Origin of the sequence: Bradyrhizobium sp. AZCC 1588, assembly GCF_036924735.1 — a bacterium.
In the GTDB taxonomy this organism is placed as follows: domain Bacteria; phylum Pseudomonadota; class Alphaproteobacteria; order Rhizobiales; family Xanthobacteraceae; genus Bradyrhizobium.
In genome coordinates, this window is the sequence record NZ_JAZHSC010000001.1 from 2,710,575 (window position 1) to 2,728,483 (window position 17,909).

General features: G+C 63.1%; 16 protein-coding genes. 8 read left to right on the forward strand and 8 right to left on the reverse strand.

Annotation, left to right across the window (positions count from 1 at the left end; genetic code table 11):
- Window positions 1–205: 205 nt before the first annotated feature.
- From hmgA to V1277_RS12675, 4 genes are read right to left on the reverse strand one after another with little or no spacing between them, the layout of a single operon-like run.
- Window positions 206–1,552 carry a homogentisate 1,2-dioxygenase gene (gene hmgA / locus V1277_RS12660; RefSeq protein WP_334416436.1) on the reverse strand — a complete coding sequence of 449 codons (1,347 nt, stop codon included), beginning with the start codon at window positions 1,550–1,552 and terminating at the stop codon, window positions 206–208.
- Between the two features lie 3 nt (window positions 1,553–1,555).
- Window positions 1,556–2,512: an MBL fold metallo-hydrolase gene (locus V1277_RS12665; protein WP_334416437.1), complete on the reverse strand. Its 957-nt coding sequence runs from the start codon at window positions 2,510–2,512 to the stop codon at window positions 1,556–1,558.
- A gap of 33 nt (window positions 2,513–2,545) precedes the next feature.
- The gene (locus V1277_RS12670; RefSeq protein WP_334416438.1) at window positions 2,546–2,776 is read right to left on the reverse strand and encodes a DUF2783 domain-containing protein; all 231 of its coding nucleotides are present in this window, start codon (window positions 2,774–2,776) and stop codon (window positions 2,546–2,548) included.
- 9 nt (window positions 2,777–2,785) lie between these two features.
- Window positions 2,786–4,399, reverse strand: a complete 1,614-nt coding sequence (locus V1277_RS12675) for an FAD-dependent oxidoreductase (RefSeq protein WP_334416439.1) — start codon at window positions 4,397–4,399, stop codon at window positions 2,786–2,788.
- Window positions 4,400–4,630: 231 nt separating this feature from the next.
- On the opposite strand from V1277_RS12675, the gene V1277_RS12680 reads away from it, so the two are divergent.
- Window positions 4,631–5,146: a MarR family winged helix-turn-helix transcriptional regulator gene (locus V1277_RS12680; RefSeq protein WP_334420359.1), complete on the forward strand. Its 516-nt coding sequence runs from the start codon at window positions 4,631–4,633 to the stop codon at window positions 5,144–5,146.
- 24 nt (window positions 5,147–5,170) lie between these two features.
- Here V1277_RS12680 and V1277_RS12685 read toward each other — a convergent pair whose 3' ends face one another.
- From V1277_RS12685 to V1277_RS12695, 3 genes are read right to left on the reverse strand one after another with little or no spacing between them, the layout of a single operon-like run.
- Entirely contained in the window at window positions 5,171–5,515 is a 345-nt protein-coding gene (locus V1277_RS12685; protein WP_334416441.1) for a RidA family protein, read from the reverse strand.
- 12 nt (window positions 5,516–5,527) lie between these two features.
- Window positions 5,528–6,409 (reverse strand): NAD(P)-dependent oxidoreductase, encoded by an 882-nt coding sequence (locus tag V1277_RS12690; RefSeq protein WP_334416442.1) that lies wholly within the window; start codon window positions 6,407–6,409, stop codon window positions 5,528–5,530.
- Between the two features lie 14 nt (window positions 6,410–6,423).
- The gene (locus V1277_RS12695) at window positions 6,424–7,230 is read right to left on the reverse strand and encodes an N-acyl homoserine lactonase family protein (RefSeq protein WP_334416443.1); all 807 of its coding nucleotides are present in this window, start codon (window positions 7,228–7,230) and stop codon (window positions 6,424–6,426) included.
- Between the two features lie 449 nt (window positions 7,231–7,679).
- On the opposite strand from V1277_RS12695, the gene V1277_RS12700 reads away from it, so the two are divergent.
- From V1277_RS12700 to V1277_RS12720, 6 genes are all read left to right on the forward strand, one after another.
- Entirely contained in the window at window positions 7,680–9,161 is a 1,482-nt protein-coding gene (locus V1277_RS12700) for a caspase family protein (RefSeq protein WP_334416444.1), read from the forward strand.
- 149 nt (window positions 9,162–9,310) lie between these two features.
- On the forward strand, window positions 9,311–9,985 hold the full coding sequence (locus tag V1277_RS12705; RefSeq protein WP_334416445.1) for an OmpA family protein: 675 nt from the start codon (window positions 9,311–9,313) through the stop codon (window positions 9,983–9,985).
- Window positions 9,986–10,131: 146 nt separating this feature from the next.
- Window positions 10,132–11,055, forward strand: coding sequence for an efflux RND transporter periplasmic adaptor subunit (locus V1277_RS12710; protein ID WP_334416446.1), 924 nt, complete (start codon window positions 10,132–10,134; stop codon window positions 11,053–11,055).
- Window positions 11,055–14,204, forward strand: a complete 3,150-nt coding sequence (locus tag V1277_RS12715) for an efflux RND transporter permease subunit (protein WP_334416447.1) — start codon at window positions 11,055–11,057, stop codon at window positions 14,202–14,204. The genes V1277_RS12710 and V1277_RS12715 overlap by 1 nt, the downstream gene beginning before the upstream one ends.
- A 42-nt stretch (window positions 14,205–14,246) precedes the next feature.
- On the forward strand, window positions 14,247–14,507 hold the full coding sequence (locus V1277_RS34965) for a DUF6883 domain-containing protein (RefSeq protein WP_442894575.1): 261 nt from the start codon (window positions 14,247–14,249) through the stop codon (window positions 14,505–14,507).
- A 64-nt stretch (window positions 14,508–14,571) separates the two neighbouring features.
- Complete coding sequence (locus V1277_RS12720) at window positions 14,572–14,802, forward strand: DUF4926 domain-containing protein (RefSeq protein ID WP_334416448.1); 231 nt, start codon at window positions 14,572–14,574, stop codon at window positions 14,800–14,802.
- A gap of 14 nt (window positions 14,803–14,816) precedes the next feature.
- Here the strand turns inward: V1277_RS12720 and V1277_RS12725 are convergent, their stop codons facing one another.
- Window positions 14,817–15,491 (reverse strand): Crp/Fnr family transcriptional regulator, encoded by a 675-nt coding sequence (locus tag V1277_RS12725; RefSeq protein WP_334372095.1) that lies wholly within the window; start codon window positions 15,489–15,491, stop codon window positions 14,817–14,819.
- 218 nt (window positions 15,492–15,709) lie between these two features.
- On the opposite strand from V1277_RS12725, the gene V1277_RS12730 reads away from it, so the two are divergent.
- Window positions 15,710–17,773 carry an AsmA family protein gene (locus tag V1277_RS12730; protein ID WP_334416449.1) on the forward strand — a complete coding sequence of 688 codons (2,064 nt, stop codon included), beginning with the start codon at window positions 15,710–15,712 and terminating at the stop codon, window positions 17,771–17,773.
- Window positions 17,774–17,909 lie beyond the last annotated feature (136 nt).

Below are 17,909 nucleotides of genomic sequence, written 5' to 3' on the forward strand. Positions count from 1 at the left end.
GCTTGAATATCGGTGGGGCAGTTTCTTTCACCCTCCCCTGGAGGGGCCCTGGAGGGGGAGGGTCGGCTCGCATGGAGCGCAGCGAAATGCGAGACGGGGTGGGGTGATCTCTCCACTCGGGCACTGTTCGCGAGGAGAGACCGTCACCCCGCCCCGCCGCGCGTTGCACGCGCGTCGACCCTCCCCCTCCAGGGGAGGGTAAAGGTCAAGGCTTGTTCGGATCGAACCGTTTCTCAAGGCCCTTCCAGCAATCGGCGTAGTCGTCCTGCAAGGTCGCCGACGTCGCCGCGTGCTGCGTCACCCGCTGCGGAAAGCGCGTTTCGAACATGAAGGCCATGGTGCCCGTCAGCTTTACCGGCTTCAGTTCGCCATTGCTGGCGTGATCGAAGGCTTCGCGGTCGGGGCCGTGCGGCAGCATGCAGTTGTGCAAGCTGATGCCGCCGGGAACAAAACCTTGCGGCTTGGCGTCGTAGACGCCGTAGATCAGCCCCATGAACTCACTCATGATGTTCATGTGATACCAGGGCGGGCGGAAAGTGTTTTCAGCGACCGCCCAGCGCTCCGGGAAGATGACGAAATCGATATTCGCGGTGCCGGCCGTTTCCGACGGCGAGGTCAGCACCGTGAAGATCGAGGGATCGGGATGGTCGAAGCCGATGGCGCCGACCGGCGAGAAGGTGCGAAGATCGTATTTGTAGGGCGCGTAATTGCCGTGCCAGGCCACCACGTCGATCGGCGAATGCGGCAGCGTCGTCTTGAACAGCGAGCCGCCCCATTTCACGTACAGTTCCGTCGGCGTGTCCTTGTCCTCATAGCTAGCAACCGGCGTCAGGAAGTCGCGCGAATTGGCGAGGCAGTTGGCGCCGATCGGCCCGCGTTCCGGCAGCGTGAAGGCGCCGCCGTAATTCTCGCAGAGATAGCCGCGCGCAGGTCCATTCGGAATCTCCACCCGGAATTTCACGCCGCGCGGAATCACCGCGATCTCGCCCGGCTCGATGTCGATGCGGCCGAATTCGGTGACGAGACGCAGGTTGCCCTGCTGGGCCACGAACATCATCTCGCCGTCGGCATTGTAAAAATGCTGATCGACCATTGACTTGGTGATGAGATAGACGTGCGCGGCCATGCCTACTTGTGTATTGGCGTCGCCCGCCGTCGTCATGGTCTGGACGCCCTGCAGAAAAGTCTTGTCTTCCTTCGGGATCGGCGCCGGATCCCAGCGCAGTTGCGCGATCGGCAAGTCATATTCGTGGCACGGCGCGGTGCGCCACAGCCCGGCATCAACTTTCGCAAAGCGGCCCGAATGCTTCACCGACGGGCGGATGCGATAGAGCCAGGAGCGCTCATTGCTGCCGCGCGGCGCGGTGAACGGCGAGCCGGAAAGCTGTTCGGCATAGAGGCCGTAGGCGCAGCGCTGCGGCGAGTTGCGACCCATCGGCAGCGCGCCGGGCAAGGCCTCGGTTTCAAAACTGTTGCCGAAACCGGACATATAGCCCGGCGTCAGTTGTGCGGTGCTGCGAACGATCTGATCAGGCGAGGTGTTGATATTCATGGTCTATCCTCCTCCTTGCAGGGCGGCCCACATTTCCTGGTCGCGCTTGTCGGTCCAGATCACGGGATCGTCTATTCCCGAAGCCTCGTCGAACGCGCGCGAGACGTTGAACGGCAGGCAGTGTTCGTAAATGGCGAAGCTGGAAAATTTCGGGTCCATCATCTCGCGCGTCGCGGCAAAGGTCTCCTTCAGCGTGCGGCCCTTGGCAACCGAGCTTTCCGCGGCGCCATAGAGCGTCGTGACGAAGTCGCGCGTCATCGCGATCGCGTCGCGCCCGGTTGAAAGTCCCTTCAGTGCGTCGCCGCGGCCCGGCGCGATCGCCTTCGGATTGAAGGCGCGGACTTCGTTCAGGGTACCCGGCCATTCGCGCAAGTGCGCGTCGCCGCAATAGCAGGCCGAGTGATATTCGATGAGGTCGCCGGAAAACATCACTTCGGCATCCGGCACCCAGGCCACGATGTCGCCCGACGTATGCCCCGCGCCGAGTTGCATCAGCCGCACCTCGCGTTTTCCCAAATAGATCGACATCTCGCCTTCAAAGGTCAGCGTCGGCCAGGTCAGCCCGGGAATGCTCTGCGCATCCTGGAACAGGCGGGGAAAGCGGCCGTATTCGGAATCCCAATCCTGCTGGCCGCGCTCCTCGATCAGCCGATAGGTTTCGGCCGACGCCACGATGCCCTGCGCCTTGTAGGCGGAAGCGCCGAGCACGCGCACGGCGTGATAATGCGACAGCACGACATACTTGATCGGCTTATCGGTGACGGTGCGAACGCGCTCGATCACCTTGTTCGCCATCGCCGGCGTCGCCTGTGCGTCGAACACAAGGCAGCCATCGTCGCCGACAATGATCGCGGAGTTCGGATCGCCCTCGGCAGTGAACGCGTAGAGATCGGTGCCGATTTCGGAGAAGGTGATCTTCTTCTCCGCGAGATCGGTGGTGGACGCGAAACCTTTAGCCATCAATTCGATTCCTGACTTCGTTTAAGACGCGAATTATTGTTGCTGTTGCTGCTGTTGCTGTTGGCCCGCATCGAGCATCCGCCGGGCGGCAAGCGCAATCGCCTCCTTCAGCACATCGAGGTCGCCGATGTGATTGGCGAGGATGAGAACCAGTGCCGCATCGAGATCGGCGCTTTGCTCGTCGTTCAGTCCACGATGTGCCTCGACGATGGCGCGGAACGCGTCATCAGGCTTGGCAAAGTTCGAACTGGTCGATAGCGCCATGACGAAACCTCAGTTGTAGCCGGCGGCACGCGCGAGCGCGGCGTCGAGTGCCGGCCGGGTCGGATGCCGAAAGCGCGCCGCAACGTAGCCATCGGGACGCAGCAGATAGGCCGTGCCGGGCTCGGCGTCGTAGCGACTGGCGGCAAGACCTGCAGAATCGGCCAGACTGCCTTTGCCGCCAATGCGGACCGTGGCTATTTCCTCAGGCAGCTCCGGCGCAGCACCATTGCTAAATTCCAGCAGCGTGAACCCCGTTCCCGCCCCGATGAAAGCATCGGTGAGATACATCGGTTCGCCGTTCCGACCTGCAACCGGCGCGTCCGGCATCGAGGCGCCGGGACGCGGGCCGCCGCGCCAGGAAGCGCTATCGGCGGTCGAAAGCGGCGTTTCGTAGATTGAGGGCGTCGAGAGACGCCCCGCATTCACCATCCGCTTACCGAATTCGGTTTCCCGGGCGAGCGATAGCACCGCCTTGCGCAACCGCGCCTCCTGGTGGGAGTTCGGCGCCATGAAATCGGTCGAGCGGGTGGATTCGCGGATGTTCTCGTCGGCCGCGGCGCTTCGTTCGATGTGGTAGCTCTCAAGCAGCGCCTCGGGCGAGATACCCCGCAGCACGCGATCGAGTTTCCATGCCAGATTCTCGGCGTCCTCGAGCCCGGAATTGGCGCCACGCGCGCCGAACGGTGAGACCTGATGCGCAGCATCGCCGGCAAAGATCACGCGGCCATGGATGAACTTATTCATGCGCCGGCACTGGAATTTGTACAGCGAGATCCATTCGAAATCGAACTTGTCGTGACCGAGCATGCGGGCGATGCGCGGCCGCACGTTTTCCGGCAGCTTTTCCACCGCCGGATCGGCATCCCGGCTGAGCTGCAGGTCGATCCGCCAGATATCATCGGGCTGCTTGTGCAGAAGTGCGGAGCGTCCAGCGTGGAACGGCGGATCAAACCAGAACCAGCGCTCGGTTGGAAATGCCGCAGTCATCTTGACGTCGGCGATCAGGAACTGGTCTTCGAACACCTGGCCGGCAAACTCCGCTCCCACCATTTGTCGCAGCGACGATCGGGCGCCGTCGCAGGCGATCACGTATTGCGCCGCCAGCCGATAGGGGCCGTCCGGCGTCTGGATCGACAGCACCACATGGTCGTTGTGCGGCTCGAGCCCGGTCACCTTGTTGCGCCAGCGCAGGTCGATCTTGGGGAGTTCCTCGACACGATCGACCAGATAGGCCTCAGCGTAGAATTGCTGCAGGTTGATGAAGGCCGGCCGCTTGTGGCCCTCCTCCGGCAGCAGGTTGAACTGATAGAGCTGGGAATCGCCGTGAAAGATCTTGCCGACGCTCCACACCACGCCCTTGTCGACCATGCGCTGGCCGATGCCGAGCCGGTCCCAGAATTCGAGCGAGCGCTTGGAGAAGCAGATCGCCCGCGAGCCCTCGCCGATCCGATCAGCGTCGTCGAGCAGCACGACCGCTTGCCCGCGCTGCGCCAGATCGATCGCCAGCGACAGCCCTACCGGACCTGCGCCGACCACGACGATCGCGTGCTCGGCCACGTTCGCACCAGCCCGATCCTGGTCGGAGTGGCGACGATAGCCGAATTGGGTTTTAGTCAGCGCCATGCGGGTCAACCCGTGACTAGAGCCTTATCGGTTCTGATTGGATCAGAACCGGACTAGATTCTGTTTTGACGCGTTTTCTTAACGCGAACGGTATTCCACTTCGCTCGAAAACGCTGGCTAGCGGCCTGCGACCCTGCTAATTAGTCTCACATGCAACTATCTTAAACCCCCGGCCGGGTCCGGCGTCAACTCAAATCGAGGCGATTCTTGCCAAAAGCGATATCAGGCGAAATGGCGGTCGGTCCGCGGGAAGAGAGCGCGCCGAAAAGGGCCGCGCGACTGGACCTCTTCAAGTTCGTGCCGTTCCGGCTCAACCGGCTGGCGGCGGAAGTCAGTTCCGCACTCTCGGCCGAGTATGCGGAGCGCTATGGGCTCGATATTCCGGAATGGCGCGTGCTGGCGACGCTCGGCTTCCGCCACGATGCCTGCAGCGCGCAATACATCGCCCACTGCACCCGCACCCACAAATCCACCATCAGCCGCGCGGTCACCTCGTTGATGAAGCGAGAGATCATCGAGCGCGTCGAGAACGAGGATGACCGCCGCGAATTCCGCCTCCGCCTGACACACAAGGGCGAAGCGCTCTATGAGGAGTTGATCCCACGCCTGCTGCGCAGGGAACACGAGATTCTCTCCTGCCTGTCCGCGCAGGAGCGCAAGGATTTCGCGCGGCTGCTGGGGAAAGTCGAGGCGAGCCTCGACCTGGTGCAGACCAGCGAGGAGGCGGACGCGAAGGAGGCTTACTGACCGGCTTGAGCGCTGTGCCGAGGCTCACTTCACGGCCGTCACCACGATCTCCACGATATGCGGCGGCTCGAGATCGACGCCGATGCAGGCGCGCATTGGCGGATTTTTGGTATCGACCCATTCATCCCAGGCACGGTTCATCTCGCCCTTCCGCTTGATGTCGGCGATGTAGACGATGGCCGAGAGAATCTTGCTCTTGTCCGTGCCGCATAATGCGAGGCTTTCGTCGATCCGGGCGAGCGCCCTTACGCTCTGCTCGTACATCGACGGGGTGACCGGGTCGGGCGCGACAGCCACCGTGAACACCAGATCGTCGTGCGCGACGGCGCGGCTGCGGGTTGGTGTAAGCCCGGCAAAGCGTTGAATCATGATCGTCTCCGATTAGCGGCCGCCAATATGTTTCGCGATGACAGGGAAATAATTATCCCCCGAGCCGGCATCGATCGCTTCCTGCAATACCGTGCCGACCAGCTCCGCACCGCGGATTTTCAACCCCGCATCGGCCGCGAACTCCAGCGCATAGGAAAGATCCTTCAGCGCATATTCGGTCGAGAACGCGCGCTCCGGAAAATTGCCCGGCACGATCGCCTTCATGCCGTGATTGCGCAGCGCAAAACTGTCGGCCGAGCCCTTGGATAGCGTATCGAGCAACAGCTTTGGGTCGACACCATTATGCTTCGCGACAGCGACCGCTTCGGCGAGCGCGTTGACGGTTTCGAACAGCACCATGTTGTTGAGAATCTTCGTCACCTGCCCCGCGCCAACGTCGCCGCAATGAGTGACATCAGTGGCAAAGCAGCGGATCAAGGGCTCGATCTCGGCGTAAAGCGAAGGCGTTGTTCCAACCATCACGCTGAGCGTGCCGTCCTGCGCCGCCTGGCGCGTGCGCGCGATCGGCGCGTCGGCCCAGGACGCACCCTTGGCCTGCAGCAGCTTGGCAAACTCACGGGTTTGGCCGACTGACGACGTACCGAGATCGATGACGACCTGGCGGCTGCGGATGTTCTTCAAGATGCCGTCGCCCTCGAACACCGCGCGCACATGCTTGGCGCTGGGCAGGCAGAGGAACAGCAGGTCGCTTTGCCTGACGACGTCGGCGACGGAGCCTGCGGCCTCCGCGCCCTCGGCATGCAGCCGCGCCAGCGGCTCGGCCGCAAGATCGAACGCGATCACGCGCTTGCCGATCTTCTTCACGAGATTGCGGCAGATCGGCTCGCCCATCACGCCGAGGCCGATGAAGCCGATCGTGTTGTATTCCAACATTGTTTTTCTTGAGCCTATTTTGCAAAGGAACGCGACGGCGCCAGGTGCAGCGCGAACGCATCGACCTTGTCGCTGGCGCGCGGATAGATCTCGCTCACGATCGGATCGTGGCCGGGAATGAAACGGTCGGGATGGCCGGCCAGCCGCTCGACGATTTCCCAGCCCTGCGCCATGTCGCCGACATTGTAGACGATCGGAAACGGGCTGCGCTTGTGCAAATTGGCGTAGTAATGCGAAGCGTCCGACGCCAGCACCACCGGTCCGCGCGCGGTTTCCACGCGCACCACCTGCAACCCATCGGAATGGCCGCCGACGCGATGCACCGTCACGCCGGGAGCGATCTCGCCGTCGCCGGAATGAAAGGTAACGCGCTCGCCATAGACGTGGCGCACCATCGTGGTGACGTGCTCGACCGAAAACGGATGCCGTAGCATGCCGTTGCACATGCAGCGCCCGGTCGCGTAGCTCATCTCGCGGTCCTGCAGATGAAACCGAGCATTGGGGAATCGGTCGAGATTGCCGGCGTGATCGTAATGCAGATGGGTGACGATCACGTCACGAATCGTATCGGCGGCGACGCCAAAATCGGCCAGTGCGTCAACCGGATTGAGCGTGAGTTTGCGCGAACGCGCCTTCGCCTCCTCGGCGTTGAAGCCGGTGTCGACCAGGATGTCGCGGCCGCCCCCTCTAATCAGCCAGACGAAGTAATCCAGATCCTGCGCCGCGGTTTCGTGCGGATCGGGGATCAGAAAATTCAAATGGGGAGTGCGGGGCGACATCGTCGCATAGCGCAGGGCGTAGATCTCGTAGGCGTTTCCCATCGGTGTCACTTTTCTTTTGTGCTGAACTTGGCCGATGCCGGCAGCAAGCCATTGTCACCTACAAAGGTCAAACGCGGTGCGCGAATGACGATCGCGTTGCATTGCAGAGCATTATGTGAGAGGGGTCACATTTCCATGGTGGTCGTCACCCGCGGGTGACCCGGGTATGACCGTCGTATTCGACGCAGCCGGGTACGGACGAAAGGGTGGTCGGGCAGATCGGGAACCGATTGCACGGACCAAGTCCGCGCGCCGAAGTGTTGCCGCCCGTCAACATCGTTTATTCCCCTTCACCCACGCGGTGCGGTCGCGGTTAATTGTCGCAATTAGTGACGAGATCGCAAGCAGTTGACGGGATGTGCGCGCGGTTTGATAATGCAGAGTGCGTAGAGTAAGGTCGCCGCGGCGCAAGCTGGTATCGGCGCCATTTTGGCTGGATTGCCGTCAATATGAAAACCCGCCTTGTATTGCTCCTTTCCCTGATTTTTGCGGTCGCGTCGGTAGCCCCGTCGCTCGCAGCCGGCGAACGCTATGCGCTGGTAATCGGCAACGCGAAATATCCGGACGCCGAGGCGCCCCTGAAGGAGCCGATCAATGATGCGCGCGACATCGCCGAAGAGCTCAAGCGTGACGGCTTCAATGTCGATATCGGCGAGAACCTGACCGGGGAGCAGATGCGCCGCGCCTTCGAGCGGCTGTACGGCAAGGTCAAGCCCGGCTCGGTTGCGCTGATCTTCTTTTCGGGCTTTGGCGTGCAGTCGAGCCGCCAGAGCTACATGATCCCTGTCGATGCGCAGATCTGGACCGAGGCCGACGTTCGCCGCGACGGTTTCAGCCTCGAAACCGTGCTGGGGGAGATCAACAGCCGCGGCGCGGGCGTCAAGATCGCGCTGATCGACGCCAGCAGGCGCAATCCGTTCGAGCGCCGGTTCCGCAGCTTTTCCGCCGGCCTTGCGCCGGTTATCGCGCCGAACGGCACGCTGGTGATGTATTCGGCCGCGCTCTCGTCGGTCGTTTCCGACAATGGCAGCGACCGCAGTCTGTTTGTGAAAGAGCTGCTGAAGGAAATCCGCACCCCCGATTTGATGGCGGAGGAAACGCTGAACCGCACGCGCGTCGGCGTCACCCGCGCCTCGCGCCAGGAGCAGGTGCCGTGGATCTCGTCGTCGCTGGCCGAGGATTTCTCCTTTATTCCCAGCGGCGGTCCGCGGCCGGCGAGCCCGCCGCCGGCTCCGGTGGCCGCAGCGCCAACGACTCCCGCGCCTGCCCCCGCTCCTCCCCCTGCTCCCGCACCTGCCGCGCCCCAGGTGGCCGCGCCTGCTCCGCCACCGCCTCCTCCGGCACCGCCGAAGCCGGCGGTTGAAGCCGCGATTCCTCCGCCTCCTCCGCCGGCCAAGCCGGCCGAGAGCCCCAGCCCGACCGCGGTTGCGCTGGCCGACGACCCGACCATCAAGAACCTGACCACCAGGCTCAACGACAATCCGGACGATGCCGCCGCGCTGTACCGGCGCGGACAGGTCTATGCGAGCAAGGGCGCCTACGAGCTCGCCATCAAGGACTTCAACAATTCGCTGCGCCTGAATCCGAAGGATGTGGAAGCTTACAACAACCGCTGCTGGGCCCGCACGGTGATCGGGGACCTGCAGGCAGCGCTGAAGGATTGCAACGAGGCGTTGCGGCTGCGGCCGAATTTCGTCGACGCGCTCGACAGCCGCGGCCTCGTCAATCTGAAAAGCGGCCAGAACAAAAATGCAATTGCTGATTTCGACGCGGCCCTCAAGATCAACCCGAGATTGACGTCATCGCTGTACGGCCGCGGCCTTGCCAAGAAGCGCAACGGCTCGATTTCGGAAGGTGATCTCGATATTAACAATGCGAAGGCGATGGACCCCAATATCGTCAAGGAATTCGCCGATTACGGGGTGCAGTGACGATTTTTTAGGTAGAAGGCTGGCGACGCCTCGAACCCTGCGGCGGGCGCCCAGACTAAAGAAAACCAGCCGGCCCAAACCAAGGGGTCCGGCAGCTCATTTGGATGACCTTAGAACCGCGTGGGAAGCCCGCAGGAGGGGGACTGGCAATGGCAACTTTCTCAGCAACGAAAACCCTAGCCGCAATCGTCTCGGTTGTAGCGCTCGGCGCAGCAACCTGTTTGAGTGCGGGAACTGCCCTCGCGCAGGAGAGGAACGTCACCGAGGATCAGATCGTCCGCGCGCTGGCGCCGGAGAAGAAGCCGCTCACCCGCGGCCTTTCGGTCGGCCCGCACCAAACCGTCGATCCGACCGCGGCCGCTACCGAAAGCAAATTCGTCCAGAAGATCCGCGGCCGCTCCACGCGGTCGCTCTCGACCGCCGAGCGCGAGGAAATCGCCGCCATCGTCAAGGACAAGCCGAAGATCGATCTGGAGATCAATTTCGACTACAACTCGGCCGACATCAGCGCGAAGTCGCTGCCGTCGGTTCAGGCGCTCGGCCGCGCGCTCACCAACAATGATCTGAGGGGCTCGACCTTCGTGGTCGCGGGCCACACCGACGCGGCCGGCGGCGACGCCTACAACCAGGATCTGTCCGAGCGCCGCGCCGACGCAATCAAGCGCTATCTCGTCGACAAATACGGCATCAACGGCACCGATCTTGTCACCGTCGGATACGGTGAGAGCAAGCTCAAGGATCCGAGCCAGCCGATGGCGGAAGTGAATCGCCGCGTCCAGGTCGTCAACATGGAAAACAAGGCCACGGCGTCGAACGCCAAGTAAGGGCGTGGCGCCGAGCAATAGTTTCCGGCTACAATACGTCCCGCAGCACAAATGCGGGACGTATTCGTTTTGGGCGCCATGGCAGGCCTTCGGCCGACCAAATGAGCTCTGCTTTGATTTGACTTCGAGTCTGGATTGATCCGGCGATGAAATTCTCCGAATACCTTAAACCTGCGCTCGGAGTGGCCTTCGTTGCCGCTCTCGCCATCGGCTATTACTGGTTCGAGCACCGTCCGCGCGCGGAAGAAAAGGAAACGCCGGGACAGGCGCTGGTGATCGTGACCAAATCCACCAATGCCTGTTTCTCCGACATGGTCCGCGTCACCGGCTTTATCGTGCCGCGGCGCGAGGCCCAGATCGGCGTCGATCAGGAAGGCTCCAGGGTCACTGATCTGTTCGTCAAGGAAGGCGATACGGTTACCGAAAATCAGGAGATGGCGCGCCTCACCCCGCCGCCGCAACAGCCGGGAGCCCCGGGAGGCCGATCTGGACCGATATCGCTTCGTGCGCCGGCTGCCGGTCTCGTCACCGAAGTCAGGACTGCGGTCGGCGCGCCGGCTTCGCCCCAGGCCGGGCCGATGTTCCGTGTCTCCGTGAACAATGAAATCGAGCTCGAAGCCGAAGTGCCGAGCGTTCATCTGCTCAAGCTCAATCCGGGTGCGACGGTACGCATCAGCCGTGACGATGCGCCCGATGTCGTCGGCAAGGTCCGGCAGATCTCGCCGCAGATCGACCGCACCACCCAACTCGGCAAGGTCCGGATTTCGCTGAACAACAACCCCTCGCTCAAGGTCGGCATGTTTGCCCGCGCCAATATCGATGCCAAGCGCTCCTGCGGCGTCGCCGTCCCGCGCACCGCTATCGACCGTCTGACCCTGCAGGTGGTCAAAGGCAACACCATCGAAACACGAAAAGTGCGGGTCGGCCTGACCTCCGAAACCTCAACCGAAATTCTTGAAGGCCTCGACGTCGGCGAAATCGTCGTGGCCGATGCTGGCACCTCGCTACATGACGGCGACCAGGTCAAGACCATGTTCGCCGACGAACTCGAGCGCACGCGGGCACGCTAATGGCTTTGAACATCTCGGCTTGGTCGATCCGGAACCCGCTTCCTTCGATCGTCTTTTCAATCATTCTCCTGGTCTTGGGCTGGGTCAGCTTCACCAAGCTCGCGGTGACGCGGTTGCCGAGCGCCGACATCCCCGTGATTTCGGTCGCGGTCGCGCAATTCGGCGCCGCTCCCGCTGAACTGGAAGCGCAGGTCACCAAGACCATCGAGGACGGCGTATCCGGCGTCGAAGGCGTGCGGCATATTTCATCCTCGATAACCGACGGCCTGTCGGTGACGACGATCCAGTTCGCGCTCGAAACCAACACCGATCGCGCGCTCAACGACGTCAAGGACGCGGTCACGCGCGTTCGGGCCAACCTGCCGCAGAACGTCAACGAGCCGCTGATCCAGCGCGTCGACGTGATCGGCCTGCCGATCGTCACCTATGCCGCGATCTCGCCGGGCAAGACGCCGGAGCAGCTTTCCTATTTCGTCGACGACGTCGTCAAGCGCGCGCTGCAGGGCGTGCGCGGTGTCGCGCAGGTCGAGCGCATCGGCGGTGTCGAGCGCGAAATTCTCGTTTCGCTCGATCCCGACCGGCTGCAGGCAGCGGGGCTCACCGCCGTTAATGTCAGCCAGATCCTTCGCGGCACCAATGTCGACCTCGCTGGCGGCCGTGCTGAAATCGGCAAGAATGACCAGGCGATCCGCACACTGGCGGGCGCCAAGACGCTGAACGAACTCGCCGGCACGATGATCCCGCTGTTCGGCGGCGGCGAGGTCCGGCTCGACGACCTCGGCACCGTCACCGATACAATTGCCGATCGCCGGACCTTTGCCCGCTTCAACGGCGAACCGGTGGTGGCGCTCGGCATCAAGCGCTCCAAGGGCGCCAGCGACGTGGTGGTGGCGGAGGCCGTGCAGAAGCGCATCGATGCGCTGAAGGTCGCCTATCCCGACGTCGACCTGAAACTGATCGACACCTCGGTCAACTTCACCAAGGGCAATTACGATGCGGCGATCTCGACCTTGTTCGAAGGCGCGATCCTCGCGGTGATCGTCGTGCTGCTGTTCCTGCGCGATATCAGAGCCACCATCATCGCCGCGATCTCATTGCCGCTGTCGATCTTTCCGGCGTTCTGGGCGATGGACCTGCTCGGCTTCTCGCTGAACCTCGTCTCCTTCCTCGCTATTACGCTGTCGACGGGCATTCTGGTCGACGACGCCATCGTCGAGATCGAGAACATCGTGCGCCACATGCGCATGGGCAAATCGCCCTATCGCGCCGCGCTGGAGGCCGCCGACGAAATCGGTCTCGCGGTGATCGCGATTTCGCTGACGATTATTGCGATTTTTGCTCCCGCCAGCTTCATGTCCGGTATCGCGGGACAGTTCTTCAAGCAGTTCGGCATCACCGTGTCGGTGCAGGTGTTCTTCTCGCTCCTGGCGGCGCGCTTCGTCACGCCGGTGCTCGCCGCTTACTTCCTGAAGGATCACCCGCACGAAGACCCGCCGCCCGGGCGCATCCTGCAGACCTACGCCAAACTCGTGACCTGGTCAGTGAAGCACTACTTCATCACGGTGCTGATCGGCTTCGGCGTCTTCGCCGCCTCGATCTGGAGCATTACGCTGCTGCCGCAAGGCTTCCTGCCGGCGCAGGACACCGCGCGCTCGCTGCTGGCAATGGAATTGCCGCCGGGCTCGCAGCTCGCCTATACCGAAAAGGTCACTGAAGAAATCGTCGCCCGGCTGCGCAAGCGTCCCGAGGTGAAGAGCATCTTCGTCGATGGCGGCCGGGTGCCGCCGGGAACGCAGGAAGTCCGCCGCGCCGCGCTGATCATCAACTACACGCCGAAGGCCGATCGCAAGATTACGCAGCGGCAGCTCGAACTCGAGATCGGCCAGGAGCTGGAAAACGTTCCCGATATCCGCTTCTGGTTCCTAGACGAAAACGGCCTGCGAGCGATTTCGCTGGTCGTGACCGGCACCGACAGCAACATCGTCAACAACGTCGCCAGCGAGCTGGCGACGCAGATGAAGCGGATCCCGATCATCGCCAACGTGATCTCGGAAACCGCGCTCGACCGCCCCGAGCTTCGCATCCGGCCGCGCGCCGAACTGGCGGCACGGCTGGGCGTTTCGACGGAGAGCCTGTCGCAAACGATCCGCGTCGCCACCATCGGTGACGTCGGCCCGGCATTGGCAAAGTTCGACGCCGGCGACCGTCAGGTGCCGATCCGAGTCCAACTCGAAGACAGTGCGCGCAGCGACCTGCAGATGCTGCAGCAGTTGCGGGTGCCGCTCGGCCAACGCGGCGAACGCGGCGGCGTGCCGCTGTCTGTCGTCGCCGACATCCAGCTCGATCAGGGCCCGACCAGCATCAATCGTTACGACCGCGAACGGCAGGCAACCGTTGCCGCCGACCTCGTCGGCACCGCCGCGCTCGGCGACGCCACCAAGTTGATCTACGATCTTCCGGTCATGAAGAGCCTGCCGAAGGGCGTGAGGGTAAGTCCGTCGGGCGACGCCGAAAGCCTCAACGAATTGTCGGAAGGCTTTGCGACTGCAATCACCGCCGGCCTAATGATGGTCTATGCGGTGCTGGTGCTGTTGTTCGGCACCTTCCTGCAACCGATCACCATCCTGTTCTCGCTGCCGCTCTCGATCGGCGGCGCGATCGCGGCATTGCTGCTGACCGGGAAGCAGCTCACCACGCCGGTGTGGATCGGCATCCTGATGCTGATGGGCATCGTCACCAAGAACGCCATCATGCTGGTCGAATTCGCGAGTGCGGCGATCCGCGAGGGCAGGAAGCGCGAAGACGCCATGATCGACGCCGGCATGAAGCGCGCCCGCCCGATCGTGATGACGACGATCGCAATGGCCGCCGGCATGATGCCGTCAGCGCTGGCGTTCGGCGCCGGCGGTGAATTCCGCTCGCCGATGGCGCTCGCGGTGATCGGCGGCCTGATCTTCTCCACCATCCTGTCGCTGGTGTTCGTGCCCGCGATGTTCATGGTGATGGACGATTTCGGCGCCCTGTGCTGGCGCCTCGGCAAGAAGCTGATCGTCTCCAGCGCGGAGACGGAGGATGCCAGCCACGGATCGGATCATCACGGCAAGCCGCCGGCCAAGGGCCCGCCCGCGATATCGCCTGCGGCGGAGTAGGTAAAACGGACGGGCCGGGAGACTAGCGCCACGGCTATCCGGCTGCCAAACTCCGACGAGGCAATCCTCGACATCCGTAAGATCGAGGATTATTGCCTCAGTCCGTCGCACCCACGCGGTCGTCACAAGGCCCGCGTATTCCGCGAGGCTCTTGGCCTGCAGCGCGCGGATGCTCCTTGGTTACGAGATGCCCTGCTGGCAGCAGCCCGCACCAGCGAGGCTTCCGAAGTTGCAGTCGATGCTTGGGGTACTCATTGGCGTCTGGACGCCAGGTCAGGCGACATGGCAAAGATGTTGTGGTAAGAACGATCTGGATCGTGCGAGCCGGTGAAGACCGGCCTATGTTCGTTACCTGTTGGGTACGATGATGACTTCGAAAGATAAGAACGAAGGCCCCTCCTTGCTCGACGTTGTCGCGCTGCTATCGGACATCCCGGCGCAGCAGCTTACACGTGGGCAAGTTGGCACGGTGGTGGAACTCTTGGACGATGGCACTTCGCTTGTGGAGTTCAGTGACGAGCAGGGCCAAGCCTACGCCGTCGTCCCCTGCCCGCGCGCAGAATTGCTCACCCTGCACTACGTTCCCGAAGTGGCCTGAGCTCAGCGACTACGTTACTCGTTCCTCGCCACCGCTGTCAGCTTGGTCATGTTCTGCAGCAAAATCCGCCCGCGCTGCAGGTCCAAGATGCCGTCCTTGCGCCAGAGCTGCAGTTGCCGGTTGACGCTTTCGCGGGCGGCGCCGACGAAGACGCCGAGTTGCTCCTGCGAAATGTGCACCTCCGAGCCGAAGTCGTCCGAGAGCGCGCAGAGCCGGCGCGCCAGCCGGACCGGCAGCGGCTGCAGCACGGATTCTTCCATCCGTTCGCTCTGCCAGCGGATGCGTTGGCACAAGAGCGTGATGATCTTGATCGCGACCTTGGGCTCGCGCTCCAGGAAGGCGAGGAAATCCTCGCGCCGCAGCACGAACAGTTCCGACGGCTCGCCGGCGGTGGCGTCCGCGGTGCGGCTTTGGCCGTCGAGCACGGCGACTTCGCCGAAGAGATCGCCGGAGCCCATGAAATTCAACGTCAGGCGGCTGCCGTCGGAGGCGCCGGTTTCGATCCGGATCTGGCCGCGGCGGACGCCGTACAGGGCGTCGCCGGGATCGCCCTTCTGGAACAACATTTCGCCGACGCCGAGCTGCTGGGTATGGCAAAGGCCGGAGATGCGCTGCAATTCGTCGGCGCCCAAATCCGCGAACATCGGGTTCATTTTCAAAATGACCGCAAATTCGGCCTGTTTAGTCATTTGTATTGCCTTCCAGATCGGCTCCACCGCCCCCGAACGCCGTTAGCAGGATTCCCCTGCCCGCAAGTGTGTCATAAGTCACATAACTTTGCAGTACGCCCGGATTATTTTTGGCTGCTTTGGGCGCTATCCCTTTCCGGGATAAGCTCGCCCGACCGGTTGCGACGGCGTGTCGAGCCACCGAAATAAGAGCCGTTTGCGCGGTCTGGAATGTCGATATGAGAGCACTGAAAATTGCCGGCGCCATCATTGCCGCCGTGATCGTCGTCATCGCGCTGCTGCTGGTGATCGGCATCCCCTCGGGCTACCTGAAGGCCGAGATCCAGGAGCGGATCGAGCGCGAGACCGGCTACAAGCTCGCCATTAATGGCGGCGCCAAGATCGGCCTGTGGCCACAGGTCAACATCCGGCTGAACGATGTCACGCTGCAGGATCCCAGGGATCGCGACATCAACCATCGTTTCACGGCCTCGAGCATCGAGGCGGACGTGACGCTGGCGAGCCTGTGGGCCGGCCGGCCGCAGATCACCGAACTCGTCATCATTCGCCCGGTGGTGAATTTGCCCCTGAAGCGCGAGCGCGTGAGGGAGGCCAATCCTCCCTCGAAGCCCGCCGGCGGCAAGACGGCGGACGCCTTTTCGATCGAGCATGTCAGCGTCACCGGCGGCACCATCGTGTTCTCCAATTTGCGCGACCGCGTCGAGAACAGGATCGAGACCGTCAACGCCGACATTACGATTGATGCCGACCGCAAGGTTACGCTGACCGGCAGTGCGCGCAGCGGCGGCCATCCGCTGAAATTCGAGGGCAAGGCGGCGCTGCCCGCGGCCCCGATCGAACGGCAGAATATTCCGGCCGAGATCAAGATCGACGCGCCGGGCCTGTTGCACGCGCAGCTCATGGCGAAGGCCGAAGCCCGGCTCAACGGCTCGGTCGTGATGATCAACGGCGTCACCGGCGCGCTCGGCGACGGCGCGTTCAACGGCTGGGCCTCGGTCGATCTGTCGAGCAAGCCGCTGGTCAAGCTCGACCTCGATTTCCAGAAGCTCACGGTCCCGATGTCGCGTAGCACCGATTCTTCCTCAGGCCAGCCCTGGAGCAACGCGACGATCGACGTCAATGGGCTCAACTACGTCGACGTGCAGGCGCGCATTTCCGCGGCCGAACTCAAAATCGGCGACGCGCGCTTCACCCCTGCCGCGATCGACGCCACGCTCGCAAGCGGCGTCTTGAAGGCGCAGGTTGCCAATGTCGGCGCCTATGACGGCAACGCCAATGGCGACCTGACTGTCGATGTCTCCACCGCCAATCCCACTTATGCGATGCGGGCCGATCTCACCAGCGTGCGCGCGCTGCCGCTGCTGGATGGCCTTGCCGATTTCGACAGGATCGACGGCAGGATGCAGGCGAAGATCAGCGTGCGCTCCAACGGCACGAGCCAGCGCGCGATCATGTCGAACATGGCGGGCACCGCCTTCGTCGTGTTCCAGGACGGCGCGATCAAGGGGCTCAACGTCGCGCAGATGATCCGCTCGCTCACGGCGAGCACCTTGTCCGGGTGGCAGGCGAGCGATGAGAAGGCGACGGATCTGTCGCAGTTGTCGGCGTCGTTCAAAATCGACAAGGGGCAGGCGCAGACTACCGATCTCAATCTGGTCGGCCCGCTGGTGAAGATGACCGGCGTCGGCACCATCGATCTCGGCACCAAGCAGATCGGCTTCCGTGTCGAGCCGAAACTGGTGATGACCACCGAAGGCCAGGGCCGCGCCAGCGATCCGGTCGGGCTCGGCATTCCCGTGATGATCGAGGGACCGTGGGGGAGCCCACGGATCTATCCGGAGATGCAGGGCATCCTCGACAATCCGGAGGGGGCCTATGCCAAGCTGCGCGAAATGGGCAAGGGCCTGTTCGGCCAGAACGGCGCCGGGCTTGGCGCTGCGATCGGCAACCTGCTCGGCGGCGGACAACAAGGTGCGGCCGGCGGACAGGGCACTACGCCCGGCACCGGCCAGACGGGCGGCAAGCCGAATGATCCGCTCGGCGGTCAGCTTGGTGAGACCATCGGCAATCTCATTCAGGGATTGGGTGGATTGGGCCAGAATCAGCCGCAAGGCGGCACGCGCCCGGGCGGTCAACGGAGCCTGACGCCGACCTCGCCCGCCGATGCGCCGACCCAAGCCGCGCCGGCCGAGCCGGCAACTCCCGCACCGCCGAGCGATACGACGGCGCAGCAGGACAGCCAGCCGATGAACGAGGTGTTGCGGCAGTTGTTCAATCGGTGAGGCCCACGGCCCCGTTTCCTGCCTAAATCGGGGCTAACCATGCTGGCGGAGGGCCCGCCGGCTCCCTCAATTCGTGCTAAACAGGCCCTCATCCGGGGCCCCCGATAGCGGCCGGCCCCGCAGCAAGCGACGAACG